Source organism: Luteococcus sp. H91 (assembly GCF_038433135.1).
GTDB lineage: Bacteria > Actinomycetota > Actinomycetes > Propionibacteriales > Propionibacteriaceae > Luteococcus.
The window spans coordinates 43,326-56,238 of the sequence record NZ_JBCDMV010000001.1; the positions used below are offsets into that span (position 1 = coordinate 43,326).

A 12,913-nucleotide genomic window follows, 5' to 3' on the forward strand; every position below is an offset into this window, starting at 1 on the left:
ACGCAACCGTAGGTTCCTCGCCTCGGTCGATTCCGAAAGGTCTGGCATGGAGCACCTTGCCCACATGTTCCGTTCCGTCGTCGCCGAGCACGGAGACCGGCCGGCCACCCGCATCCTCGTCGACGACGAGTGGGTGGTGCAGACCTATTCCGAGCTCGCCCAGGCGGTGCACCGCACGGCGCGCGCCCTGGTGGACGCCGGCGTCCAGTTCGGCGACCGGGTCTCGATCTTTGCGCACAACTGCCCCGAGTGGACCCAGGCTGACTACGCCTGCATGACCATCGGCGCCGTGCCGACCCCGATCTATGCCACCAGCACACCGGAGCAGATCAAGCACATCATCAATGACTCCGGCGCGCGACTGATCTTCGTCAGCGGGGAATCCGAGGCTCGACGCTGCCTTGAGGTGCTGCCCGAGATGCCCAGTGTGCTGAAGCTGATCTCGATCGATCCGCTGCCCCTGGAGCTGATGGAGCCGGGCGTCGTGACCACCTTGGCGCAGTTCGACAAGGTGGCCGGCGATGAAGCGCGACTGGCGGAGCTGGATGCCGAGGTGGAGCGTCGTTTCAACGCCGTCAACCCGGAAGACCTGAGCGTCATCATCTACACGTCGGGCACCACGGGGGACCCGAAGGGCGTGATGCTGCAGCACAAGGCGATGATCGCGCAGACCGCAGGGCTGGAGGCGCACTTCAACTACGTCACCGCTGATGACCACAGCCTGTGCTTCCTCCCGCTCTCGCATGCGCTGGAGCGCGGCTGGTCCACCTTCGTGATGAGCCACGGCTGCATGAACACCTATGTGCCCGACGCCAAGCAGGTGGCGGACATGCTGGTGCTGGCCAAGCCGACGATGATGGCCAGCGTCCCCAAGCTGTACGAGAAGGTCTATGCCACGGCGCACGGCAAGGTGGCCAACGACCCGGCGCGCAAGAAGGTCTTCGACTGGGCGCTGCGGGTGGGCGGCCAGTGCCAGCGCGCCTTCCGCAAGGGCAAGCAGCCCAATTTGTACTGGCGGGCGCAGCTGCCGTTGGCCGACAAGCTGGTGCTCTCCAGCATCCGCGAGGCGATGGGTGGCAACAAGAAGGTGCTGGCCTGTGGCGGCGCTCCGCTGCGGATCCAGGTGGAGGAGTTCTTCTCCGCCGCCGGTCTGCTGGTGGAACAGGGCTTCGGGCTGACCGAGGCGTCGCCGCTGGTCAGCTTCAACCCGCCGACAGCCTTCAAGTTCGGCACCTGCGGCCCGGTGATGCCCGGCGGCGAGCTGCGGATCGGTGAGGGTGGCGAGATCCTGTACAAGGGCCCGAATGTGATGAAGGGCTACTGGAACAATCCCCAGGCCACGGCCGACGCCTTCACCGAGGACGGTTGGCTGCGTACCGGCGACGGTGGCTACGTGGACAACGACGGCTACCTGGTGATCAATGACCGCCTCAAGGACATCATCGTCACGCTGAACGGCAAGAATATCGCGCCGCAGCCGATCGAGGGTCTGCTGCTGGCCGATCCGCTCTTCGAGCACGCCGTGCTGCTCGGCGACAACCGCCCCTGCCTGACGCTGCTGGTCAAGCCATCGCTGCCACACCTGGCGGAGATCGCCGAGAAGCGCGGCATCAGCTACACCAGCCCCACCGAGCTGATGGAGAACTCCGAGATGGCCGAGGAGGTGCGCCAGCGCGTCGTCGCCCTGACCGGCAAGCTGCCCAGCCACGAGCAGATCCGAGACCTGCGGGTGCTCTTCGAGGACTTCACCATGGACAACGGCCTGCTCACGCCCACCTTGAAGGTGAAGCGACGCGAGGTGGAGAAGCGTTTTGGCGAGGTGATCGACGAGATGTACGCCAAGATGGCCGAGCGCCGCAAGGGTTCGGGGCAGAACACCGAGCGCTGACCCAGCTCCGGTCCCCGGGGCTGTCGAGGGGTCTCAGCCCTTGTCGCCGCCCTTGTACTGGGTGGGGGTGTCCAGCACTGCCATGGTGCAGCGGCTGACGCAGACCAGCTTGCCCGCCTCATTGGTGATCCGGATGTCCCAGATCTGGGTGGTGCGGCCCAGGTTGATCGCCTTTGCCTCGCCCGTCAGGATGCCGGGCAGGCCCGGGCGCACGTGATTGGCGTTGATCTCCATCCCGACGGCGTACTGCCTCGACTGGTCAATGGTGAAGGTGGCGGCCCAGCTGGCCAGGGTCTCGGCGAAGAGCACCGAGGCGCCACCGTGCACGACGCCTGCCGGCTGCACGGTGCGCTCGTCGACCACCATGCGGCCGATCAACGAGTCCTCGGTGAAGTCGGTGATCTCGATGCCCAGATGCTCGACGGCGGTGCCGCGGCTGCGCTCGTTGATCTGCTCGGGGGTGGGATGCTCGGTCCAGATGCTCATGGGCCTCTCCGTCGGGGCGGGGAATCTGTCTGGTTCTGCTGACGCCCCATTGTGCCCACGTCGGCTCCCACTGTGCACCCCCAAGCGTCACTCTGCACCCGCTGGGGCGGGTGCCTCGTGACGGGCCAGGGTGCACAGTGCACCACTGCCCGTCCTGTCGAGGCCCCCGGCTGGCTCAGCCGAAGCGCCACTCGATGGTGTTGCTCCAGGTCTCGCCCGGGCGCAGCACCGGGCTGCTTCCCCAGTCACGGTTGGGGCTGTCCGGGTGCTGGTGGGGTTCCAGCGCGATCGCGTCACCCTGGCGCAGTCGCTCGCCGCGGGAGCCGATCCAGCTGCCGTCCAGGAAGTTGCCGGTGTAGACCTGCAGCGCGGGCTGGTCGCTGAACAGCTCCAGCGAGCGGCCATTGGCCGGGCACTCCAGCCGGGCATGGCGGCGCATGCCCGTGCCGCGGATCTGGAAGGAGTGGTCGATCCCCTTGGCCAGGGCGATCTGCTCGTCCTCCTCGCGCACCCGCTCGGCGATCCGGGTGGGCTGGCGCAGGTCGAAGGGAGTATCGGCGACGTCAGCCAACTCGCCCAGCGGGATCGAGTGGACGTCGATCGGGACGTACTGGTCGGCGTCGACACTCAGCAGGTGCTCCTCCGCGGTGCCGCTGCCTGCCAGGTTCAGGTAGGCGTGGCTGGTCAGGCAGCAGACGGTGGGGGCGGTGGTGACGGCGGAGAGCTCCAGCCGGAAGCCGCACTCCAGCAGTCGGTAGGTGGCGGTGGCAGTCAGTTCGCCGGGGAAGCCCTGGTCACCGTCGGGGCTGACCAACCGGAAGGTGATGGCATCGTCCGCCTCGTTGGCCACCTCCCACAGCCGGAAGCTGAAGCCGTCGACGCCGCCGTGCAGCGCGGTGCTGCCCTCATTGGCGGTGAGCTGGTGGGTCTGGCCGTCCAGCTGGAAGCGGGCGTGGGCGATCCGGTTGGCGTAGCGGCCGACGACGGCGCCGAAGTAGGCCGATGCGGACTCCTGCTGCCGGTCCAGGGTGGAGAATCCCACCATGACCGCGCTGTCCGGGTCATCGCCGCGCAAACGGAAACCGTGCACCGCCGCGCCCAGATCCAGCAGTCGCAGCCGGGGCCCACCCTGCTTCCCCAGCAGGTATTCGGTCACCTCCCGGCCGTCGTCCAGCGTGCCGAAGGTCCGCTTCTCCAGAGTCATTCGCCCATCAGCTCCCTCAGGGTCTCCACCGGCAGTTTGGGCTGCCGGTTCTCGTCACACAGGCCATTGGCCTCCTGCAGGGTGTCGGTCAGCTGCGTCCAGCAGTAGCCGCCCAGCACTGGTGAGGCCTTGACTGCCTCCATGATCTCGCGGACGCGGTGCTCGAAGTCACCGGCATCCCGAGCAGAGGAATAACCCCACGTCTGGTCCGCACTCGGTGCTGTGACGAATTCCACTCCGCCGAACTCGCTGATGATCACCGGGAGGTCGAAGGCCTGGTCGGTGCCCAGCGCGATGGCCCGCCCGGCTGGACCGCTGGTGGCGATCATCTGCTCCAGACCCGCATCCGTGTACCGCTCGGTGAGGATGCCGCCCTGCCACTCGTAGTCGTGGATGGTGAGCAGGTCGGAGTCGGTGTGTTCCCAACCGTCATTGGAGATCACCGGACGGGTCGGGTCCAGCGCCCGCACCAGATCCGACAGGCCACGGGTGTAGGCCTGCTGGGCCCCGTCACGGGCCAGATGGGTCACACCCCAGGACTCGTTGAAGGGCACCCAGGCGACGATCGACGGGTGGCCCTCGTAGCTGCGGACAATGTCGATCCACTCCCGGCTGAGCAACTGCACCGCGCGGGAGTCGAAGGCATAGGCGGCGGCGCTCTCGCCCCACAGGGTGAGCCCGAGCTTGTCCGCCCAGAAGATGAAGCGCGGATCCTCCACCTTCTGGTGGATCCGGGCCGAGTTGAAGCCCAGGTCAAGGATCAGCTGCACCTCCTCGCGCATGGCCGTCAGCGACGGCGGGGTCAGGTGGGAGCTGGGCCAGTAGCCCTGCTCCAGTACGGATCGCACGATCGCGGGCCGGAAGTTCAGTTCCATCCGGTCCGTGCCGACGGCCACGTCGCGGAAGCCCAGGTAGCCGCTCACCTCGTCGGGAAGATCCGCGTGCAGGACGGCAGCCGCGTCCAGCAGCGTCGGCTGCCCGGGCTGCCACAGCAACTGCTCGTAGTTGACGCCATTGTCCTGGCCGGACAGCGGCAGGGTGATCTGGTTGTCCTGGGCGTCAACCAGCACGGTGGCGGCGGCCAGCCGACGCCCATCGTGGGCGACGGCCAGATCCAGCTCCACCGGGGTCGCGGGACGCCGGTTCAGCTCGACGTGGGCGGTGACGCTGCCCTGGGCGACGTCGCTGCGCCAGACCAGCCGGGTCAGGTGCAGCGGCGCCACCGACTCCAACCAGACGGTCCGCCAGATGCCGGTGGTGCGGTGGTACCAGATGACGTGCGGCTGTTCCTGCCAGTCCTGCTTGCCGCGGGGCTGGCGGGTGTCCAGGGGATCCTCGAAGGCCCGGACGGTGATCACATGCTGATCGGTGGATGGATCCAGCGCCGGCGTGATGTCGAAACTGAAGGCGGTCTGGCCGCCGACGTGGCTGCCCACCAACTGCCCGTCGACGAAGACCGTCGCCTCATGGTCAACCGCCCCGAAGTGCAGCAGCAGACGTCGCCCGTCGGCGTGGCCGGCGGCGCGCAGATCGTCATTGGAGACCTCGATCCGGTACCAGACGCAGGGGTGGAAGCCCTTGTCATCGATCCCCGAGGCCTGGGTCTCGGGGGCGAAGGGCAGCTGGATCTGGCGGTCGAAGGGTGCGGCGGTGCGCTCCCAGTGCTCGTCGATGCCCACCTGGTCGTCGTCGTGGGCGAAGCCCACCAGGCGATCCAGGCTCAGCCACGCCTCGCGCAGCAGGGTGGGGCGCGGATGGCTGCCGTCCTGCTGGCTGGCGGGGCACGACTGGGCGATGCGCAACGCGGCATTGGGCATGGCGGGACCTCTTTCGGTGGTGGTGCTGAGCTGAGTTGTGCTGAGCTGGGTGGTGCTGGGGGAGGGAAGGTCAGGGCTTGTCGGGGTGGTCGGTGGTGGGGGCCTCGATGGTCGCCTTGCGCCCGTCGAAGCGGACCTTGCTCAGCCACATCTGGCGGCCGGTGGCCTCGTCGCCGACGGCATCCGGCTGCCAGGCGTGGTAGACCATCCACCATTGTTCGCCGACCTTGATCAGCTGGCAGTGACCGGGGCCCGCTGCCACCTCATTGGCGGCCAGGGCCGGCTCGGGATCCTTCACGAAGGGGCCGAGCGGGGAATCGGCCACGGCATGCCCGACGGCATAGTCGGCCGATCCGTAGTCATTGGCGGAGTAGAACATGTGGAAGACCCCGTCGATCTCCACCACCGCCGGACCCTCCACCAGGTGCCCTTCCCAGGGCAGGTCCTGCTGGAAGAGCTTGGTGGGCTTGCCGACCAGACCCTTGCCGTCGGGGCTGAGCTGCTGCGCCTTGATCCAGGTGTCGGTCTTGATCGCATTGCCGTCATTCTTCCAGTACAGCCAGGCCTTGCCCGACGAGTCGATGAAGGGCGACTGGTCGATCGAACCACCCTCCTTGGTCTCGCAGACCAGCGGCTTGGCGGAGTCGTCGACGAAGGGTCCCTCCGGCTTGCCGGCGGTGGCCACCGAGATGCACTGCCACTGCGGGTCCGGTGCCTTGGTGGTGTAGTACAGCCGATAGCTGCCGTCGGTCCACTTGATGATCTCCGGCGCCCAGACCTTGCCGGAACTGGACCAAGGGGCGACGGTGGGCAAGGCGTCCTTGCCCTGGGTCCATTCGGTCATGTCCGGGCTGGTCAGCACCTGGACATTCATCCCGTTGCCATTGGTGGCGATCGCCAGGTAGCCGTCGCTGCCCTTGATCACCTGGGGATCGGGGAAGTTGTACGGGTAGACGGGGTTGGTGAAGCCGCTGGTCATTGACTGTCCTGAGGAGGTACTGGGGGTAGTGGTCGAGTCCGGGGTTGTCTGGCCACAGGCGCTGAGGCCGGTGGCCAGACAACCGGCCAGAAGGACGGCGACTGCATGGGACGGGCGAGACATCGTCGTCTCCTCTGGTGGTGGGGTGGGGACTACTTGAGGCCAGAGCTGGCGACGCCCTGGATGATGTAGCGCTGGAGGGCCACGAACAGGATCAGCACGGGCACCGCCGCGATCGTGGCGCCGGCCATCACCACCGGGTAGTCAATGGTGTAGGCGCCCTGCAGGCGGGCCAGGCCGATCGGAAGCGTCAACATGGTGTCGCTGAACATGGTGTACAGCGGCCAGATGAAGTCATTCCAGTTGGCCAGGAATTGCAGGACCAGCAGGGTCATGATCGCCGGCCGGGCATTGGGAAGCACGATCGAGAAGAAGGTGCGGAAGGGGCCGGCCCCGTCGATCCGGGCGGATTCCTCCAGCTCGAAGGGAAGCCCCAGGAAGAACTGGCGCATGAAGAACATCCCGAAGGCGCTGGCCGCACCGGGGATCACCAGGGCCTGGAAGCTGTCCAGCCACTGCAGCCGGCTCATCAGTTCAAAGTTGGGCATCAGGAAGACGAAGCCGGGCACGAACATGGTCGCGATGATCAGCTTGAACAGGGCATCGCGACCCCGGAAGGTCATCCGGGCCAGGGCATAGCCGGCCATCGCGCAGATGGTGACGCTCAGCAGCGCGAACAGCGTGGCCGCGATCGCGGAGTTGGCCAGCCAGCGGAAGACCGGCGAGGCGTCGTCGACGAAGAGCAGCGTGCGGAAGGCGCCCAGCGTGGGCATCTTCGGGAAGACCGTCGGGGGCACCGCCTGGGACTCGACGCGGGTCTTGAAGGCCGTCAGCATCATGTAGCCGATCGGGAAGATGAAGACCAGCGAGAGCAGGATCATCCCCAGCCAGAAGAAGGGATTGCGACGAGAGCGGTTCATGCGAGGGTTCCTTCCTGGAGGCCCTTGGCGCGTCGCCGGGCATTCTTGCGTTCCTTCTCGGCGTCCTTGTCGCGCATCAGCCAGAACTGGATGATGGAGACGATGGCCAGGCACAATGCCAGTAGGTAGCTCATGGCGGCGGCCTGGCCGGCCCGGCTCTCCTTGAAGCCCAGGTCCGTCATCACCATCAGGGCGGTGCGGGTGGACTCGGTTGGCCCACCCTTGGTGATCATGTACGACTGGCCGAACATGTTGGCACTGGCCAGCACGGTGGTGACCAGCACGAAGACCACCACGGGTCGCAACCCCGGCAGAGTGATGCTGAAGAACTGTTGCACCTTGTTGGCGCCATCCAGCGAGGCGGCCTCATACTGTTCCGGCGGGATGTCGCCCAGGCCAGCGACGTAGATGATCGCGTTGAAGCCCATCGTCCACCAGACCGTGACACCCACCAGCGAGATCCACGCCCAGGGCTGGTCGGTGGTCCACTGGATGTCGGTGTGCAGCAGCGAGTTGATGATGCCGAAGTTGCCGTCCAGGAAGTAGCGCCACATCAGGCCGATCACCGAGACGCCCAGCACATAGGGGGCGAAGAAGGTGGCGCGGAAGAAGGTACGTCCGGGGAAGTTGCGGTGCAGCAACATCGCCAGCAGCAGGGGCAGCGTCACCAGGAAGGGGACGCTGAAGAGCACGAAGAGCCCGGTGTTCTTCATCCCATTCCAGAAGGGCTTGTACTGCACCGCGGCCGGATCGAACAGATCGGTGTAGTTCTGCAGGCCGATGAAAGGCTTGCCCGGCAGGGTGAAGTCCCAGTCGTGCAGGCTGATCCACAGGCCGTAGAAGGCCGGCAGGATGGTGAAGATGAAGAACAGTGTCAGGAAGGGGGCCAGGAAGACCAGTGGCACCCAGGCCGCCTGGTGACGCCGGCCCTTGCGACGCGCGGCGGGCGCAGAGGCCCGCAGGCCGGGGGTTGCGGAACCCCCGGCCTGCGAGTTGACGGCGGAACTCATGCCCCGTACTTCTTCGCGTTGGCCTCGAGCACCTTGGTGGCGCGTTCCGCAGAGGAGTTCAGCACGGTGGCGACGTCCTTCAGGCCGAGGGTGATCTCATTGAGACCCTTCTCGAACTCGCCGAAGGCGTCAGCGATACCGGGGACGGCCGGCGGGAAGAACAGGTCGTCAACCTGAACAGCCAGGGCGGACTGCTCCTTGAGGGCCTTGAACTCAGCCGAGTCGCGCACGGTGTTGCGGGCCGGAACCTGGCCACCCTTGGCCCATTCCAGCGACTTCTGGGAGACCCAGTTCAGGAAGACCTTGCCAGCGGTCGCCTTGTTCTGGTCCTGGCTCTTCTGCACCGGCAGCACGAACTGGTGCGAGCCGGCCCAGGCAGCGTCCTTGCCGCCGATATTGGGCAGGCGGGTGACGCCCCACTGAAGGTCCTTCTTCTCGTTCAGGGTGTTGATGGACCAGATGCCATTCCAGTTGAAGGCATTCTGCCCATTCTGCAGGGCCAGGAAGTCGGCATCCTGGGCAACCTTGGCGGGGGAGTAGCCCTGTTTGATCAGGTTCTGCCACCAGGTCAGCGCCTTGACCGCGGCCTCTTCATTCCAGGTGGCCTTGGTGCCCTCGGCGTTGTAGAGACTGCCGCCGAACTGGTTGATCAGGCTCTGGGTGCTCATGCTGCCCGTGAACGGGAAGGGAGTGGCCCAGTGCCCCTGGATGCCCTTCGACTTGAGCTTGTCCAGCGCATCCATGTAGGAGTTCTCGTCCATCGGCGGCTTGTTCGGATCCAGGCCGCCCTTCTCCATCACGGCCTTGTTGTAGAAGAAGCCCAGCGGGTGCACGTCCAGCGGGATGGCGTAGCGGACATCCTTGTAGATGCCAGCCTTCCACGGAACCGGGGCAAAGTCGGTCTCGCTCAGGTTCAGTGCCTTGGCCACGTCATCGAGCGGCTGGATGATCTTGCGGGCCGCATTGGTGGCCACCGAGTCGACGTGCATGATGGCGACGTCAGGGCCCTTGCCGGCCTGCACCGCCGTGGGGAGCTTGGTGTAGTAGTCGGCCCACTGCATGGTCTGGACGCTGATCTTGATGTTCTTGTGGTCCGCCATGAACTGGTCGACCAGCTTCTTCATGAAGGCGCCATCGCCGCCGGTGAAGCCATTCCAGAATTGGAGCGAGACCTCCGGGCCGTCATAGCTGGTGGCCGCCGCGGTGGCGGGACCGGTGGCGGCGCCGCCCCCGGCGCTCTTGCCGCCGCCACAGCCAGCGAGGGTGGCGGCTGCGCCGAGGCCAAGACCTGCGGTCAAGATGCTGCGACGGGTGAACGAACTGTTCGGGATGGTCATGGCGGGATTCCTTCGGTCTGCGAATACAGGAGACGCGTTCACCAGTGAACGGGTCCGGGTGTTGATCGAGCGCTGTGTTGATCAGATGCTGTGCTGATCGGGCGCGTCCGGGAGGTGCTGCCATGCAACTCCCGTCGCGATAGAACCAACTTTGCAACGGTGGAAGTTCAAAGTCCAGTGCTTTCGAAGGATTTCCCGAAAAAAGTTGCAACGGAGGCAAAACTCTGGAGGTTGACTCCAGACATCCACGCCATCGGGCCTAGGCTGTGGGCATGGCGGTTCGACTGAGGGATGTGGCGGAGCGGGCAGGCGTCTCGGTGCGCACCGCCTCCAATGTGGTCAACGACTTCCCGCATGTGAAGCCGTCCACCCGGCTGCGGGTGCAGTCGGCCATCGACGAGCTTGGCTACCGACCCAATCTCAGCGCTCGGCAGCTCAAGTACGGGCGCAGCGGCTTCATCGCACTGGCCATCCCCCAGATCGACTCGCCCTACTTCGCGGAACTGGCGCAGAAGTTCACCGAGGCGGCCGCTGAGCGCGGCTTCATCGCCCTGATGGACGTCACGAATGGTCGACCCGAGCTGGAGAAGCAGGTGATGTCCGGCGTGCAGAGCCACATGGTGGACGGCGTCGTCTTCTCCCCGCTCTCGGTGAAGGCGAAGGACTTCCTGGCGCGAAAGGACACCACGCCGATGGTGCTCCTGGGGGAGCGGGCGGTCCCGGAGGGCTATGACCACGTCGCGGTGGATTCCATCGTCGCCTCGCGCGCGATGGTGGAACATCTCCTGGGGCTCGGGCGGCGCCGGATCGCAGTGATCGGTTATGAGGCCTTCGACGGCACCGCCTCCGTGCGGCTGCAGGGCTACCGGGATGCGTTGAGCGCGGCTGGCCTTCCCCTTGAGGATGAACTGATGGTTGGGGTGCCGGCCTACCTGCGCGCCGAGGGGCAGGCCGCCATGCAACGGCTGCTGGCCCTGCCGTCGCCGCCGGATGCCGTCTTCTGCTTCAACGACCTGATGGCCATCGGCGCCCTCAGCGCCTGTCGACAGGCGGGTGTCCGGGTTCCGGAAGATGTGGCGGTGGCGGGTTTTGACGGGATTGCGGAAGGGGTCTTCTCCGACCCTCCCCTGACCACGATCCAACCCGATCTGGGAGCGCTGACCACGCAGGCGCTGCGGCTCCTGCTGGGGCGGATTGACGGTTCGCTCACCAGCCCTGCGGAGGACTACAAGGTGCCTTGGAAGCTGGTGGTGCGGGCCAGCACCGTGCGCTGAGCAGTGGGCCCGTCCCCTCCCGGGGGCCGGCAAACCACGATTGCCGAGCTTGGCGGATGGCATGTCCGGTTTGGTCGCTCTCGCCCAGGTTGACGTCGCGCCTGATTGAGTTCGGTGAGCCGGTTTGTGCTCCTGGCGCCCGGCATTTCGGGCGCTGGGAGCATGAGGTGGCTCGGGGTGTCGGATGTGGCGCGACGTGGCGCGGTTGCCCCTCGACAGACTCGGGGATCGTGGTCGGCTTGGGCTGTTGGGGCGCCGGTCAGGCGTCGGTGTCGGGATCGCCCAGGCCCATGGCGACGTCTTCCGCGTCCTCCTCGGCCTGTTCCTCCGCCTCGATCGCCTCCAGCTTGTCGTCGTCGTCCAGCCGCTCCGCCGGCGAGAAGGCCACATCGGCGGCCTTGCACAACCGGGAGGCCACGCCGGGTAGCCGGGTGGTCCAGGCCAGCTTGTTCACCAGCGCCACCAACTGTTCACCGCTGAACGCAAGGCTCTCGTAAGAGGCGTCGGCGGTGGTGTGGGCATCCTCCACCAGCGTCGCGTCGTAGCCGCGGTAGAGCGCACCGAACAGGGTGCTGCGGACGCAGAAGTCGCTCTGCGCGCCGGTGATCCACAGGTGGCTCGCGCCGACGGCGGCCAGGGCATCGTCCAGGGTGGTCTCCGCGAAGGAATCGCCGAACCGCTTCTCGATGAGCTGCTCGCCGGGCTCGGGCATCAGCTCACCGACGATCTGCCACTCCTCGCTGCCCGCCTGCAGCCCCGGCCCCTGGTGCCGTACCCAGACCACCGGTGTTCCGGCCAGCCGGGCCCGTCGCACCAGATCCGCAATGGTGGTGATGATCCGCTGCGACTGCCACAGATCCGCCATCACGCCCACCTGGACGTCGACCACCAACAGGGCGTCGCCGGTGCGACCGGTGAACAGGCTCATCAGGGGCTCCTTCGCTTGGCTGATTGGAGCCTAGCGTCCTGAAGACGACGGTGGCCCGACTCCAAGGGAGTCGGGCCACCGGGGAAAGCTCGTGCTGGGCTTGCCTGTCGGGCTGCCTGGATCAGGCGGGGCGCACGGCGCCCGCGATCGGCATGGTGTTCATCGACACCTTGGCCACGGGCTTGCCGGGACGCGAGGCGTGGATGACCTGGCCGTCGCCGACGTAGATGCCGACGTGGCCGCCGCCGTAGAAGACGACGATGTCGCCGGGCTGCAGGTTGCTGGTGGACACGTTCTGCAGGCCACTCCACTGCGCGTAGCTGGTACGCGGGATGCTGACGCCGGCCGCAGCCCAGGCGGCGGAGGTCAGGCCGGAGCAGTCGTAGCCGCCGTTGCCGTTGCCGCCGTAGACGTACGGGGTGCCGATGGCGCCGTAGGCGAAGTTCACGGCGGCCTGGGCCTTGGAGGAGCCGGCCGACTCGCTGCTGGCGCTGCTGGTCACCGAGCGGCTGCTGGTGGCCAGGGTGCGGGCGCTGGAGGTGGTCTCCTGCGCATCAGCGTTGTCGGCGGTGCCGAGGGCGCTCATGGTGCGGGCGGTGGCGCGGCCGGTGACGCTCAGGCCATTGTCGGCCTGGAAGCGCTCCAGCGCACCGCGGGTGATGGAGCCGAAGTAGCCGGTGGCCGGCACGTCGTAGCCAGCGGCGGTGAGCTTCTTCTGCAGGCTGCGGATGGCCTCACTGCGATTGCCGAAGGCCACCGAGGAGCTGCTGCTGGCCGAGCTCGACGTCGACGAGGAGCTGGAGGTGACCTTGCGGGGCGCCGAGTAGGTGCTGGTGCTGGTGCTCGAGCTGCTGTCGGAGGTGGTTTCGGTCACCTGGGCATTGGCAGCCGGTGCGACGATCATCATGGAGCCGCCCAGCGCCATCGTGGCGATGGCGGTGCTGGAGATGGCGCGAAGCTTCGACATGGTCTTCCTTTGCTGTTGCATTGTTGGTCCCTGCGAGGCGGAG

Annotated in this window: 11 protein-coding genes; 2 read left to right on the plus strand and 9 right to left on the minus strand. The window is 66.7% G+C overall.

Translation table 11 applies throughout. The annotated features are described in order from the left end of the window. Window positions 1–64 precede the first annotated feature (64 nt). Complete coding sequence (locus AAEX57_RS00180; protein ID WP_342090212.1) at window positions 65–1,888, plus strand: AMP-dependent synthetase/ligase; 1,824 nt, start codon at window positions 65–67, stop codon at window positions 1,886–1,888. A gap of 33 nt (window positions 1,889–1,921) precedes the next feature. On the opposite strand, the gene AAEX57_RS00185 is transcribed toward AAEX57_RS00180, so the two are convergent. The 7 genes from AAEX57_RS00185 to AAEX57_RS00215 form a co-directional block, all read right to left on the minus strand. Beyond that, on the minus strand, window positions 1,922–2,374 hold the full coding sequence (locus AAEX57_RS00185) for a hotdog fold thioesterase (RefSeq protein WP_342090213.1): 453 nt from the start codon (window positions 2,372–2,374) through the stop codon (window positions 1,922–1,924). Window positions 2,375–2,549: 175 nt separating this feature from the next. Beyond that, window positions 2,550–3,578 carry an aldose epimerase family protein gene (locus AAEX57_RS00190; RefSeq protein ID WP_342090214.1) on the minus strand — a complete coding sequence of 343 codons (1,029 nt, stop codon included), beginning with the start codon at window positions 3,576–3,578 and terminating at the stop codon, window positions 2,550–2,552. Then, window positions 3,575–5,395 carry a sugar-binding domain-containing protein gene (locus AAEX57_RS00195; RefSeq protein ID WP_342090215.1) on the minus strand — a complete coding sequence of 607 codons (1,821 nt, stop codon included), beginning with the start codon at window positions 5,393–5,395 and terminating at the stop codon, window positions 3,575–3,577. Before AAEX57_RS00195 ends, AAEX57_RS00190 begins: the two co-directional genes overlap by 4 nt. A gap of 70 nt (window positions 5,396–5,465) precedes the next feature. Then, complete coding sequence (locus AAEX57_RS00200) at window positions 5,466–6,374, minus strand: glycoside hydrolase family 43 protein (RefSeq protein ID WP_342090216.1); 909 nt, start codon at window positions 6,372–6,374, stop codon at window positions 5,466–5,468. Window positions 6,375–6,526: 152 nt separating this feature from the next. Then, window positions 6,527–7,354, minus strand: a complete 828-nt coding sequence (locus AAEX57_RS00205; protein WP_342090217.1) for a carbohydrate ABC transporter permease — start codon at window positions 7,352–7,354, stop codon at window positions 6,527–6,529. After that, the gene (locus tag AAEX57_RS00210; RefSeq protein ID WP_342090218.1) at window positions 7,351–8,364 is read right to left on the minus strand and encodes a carbohydrate ABC transporter permease; all 1,014 of its coding nucleotides are present in this window, start codon (window positions 8,362–8,364) and stop codon (window positions 7,351–7,353) included. Before AAEX57_RS00210 ends, AAEX57_RS00205 begins: the two co-directional genes overlap by 4 nt. After that, window positions 8,361–9,701 (minus strand): ABC transporter substrate-binding protein, encoded by a 1,341-nt coding sequence (locus tag AAEX57_RS00215; RefSeq protein ID WP_342090219.1) that lies wholly within the window; start codon window positions 9,699–9,701, stop codon window positions 8,361–8,363. Before AAEX57_RS00215 ends, AAEX57_RS00210 begins: the two co-directional genes overlap by 4 nt. 272 nt (window positions 9,702–9,973) lie before the next feature. Here AAEX57_RS00215 and AAEX57_RS00220 point away from each other — a divergent pair, with 272 nt between their 5' ends. Beyond that, complete coding sequence (locus tag AAEX57_RS00220) at window positions 9,974–10,975, plus strand: LacI family DNA-binding transcriptional regulator (protein ID WP_342090220.1); 1,002 nt, start codon at window positions 9,974–9,976, stop codon at window positions 10,973–10,975. Between the two features lie 259 nt (window positions 10,976–11,234). Here the strand turns inward: AAEX57_RS00220 and AAEX57_RS00225 are convergent, their stop codons facing one another. Both AAEX57_RS00225 and AAEX57_RS00230 read right to left on the minus strand, forming a co-directional pair. Continuing rightward, window positions 11,235–11,903 carry an isochorismatase family protein gene (locus AAEX57_RS00225; protein ID WP_342097725.1) on the minus strand — a complete coding sequence of 223 codons (669 nt, stop codon included), beginning with the start codon at window positions 11,901–11,903 and terminating at the stop codon, window positions 11,235–11,237. Window positions 11,904–12,024: 121 nt separating this feature from the next. Beyond that, complete coding sequence (locus AAEX57_RS00230; RefSeq protein ID WP_342097726.1) at window positions 12,025–12,870, minus strand: C40 family peptidase; 846 nt, start codon at window positions 12,868–12,870, stop codon at window positions 12,025–12,027. Between the last annotated feature and the right edge of the window lie 43 nt (window positions 12,871–12,913).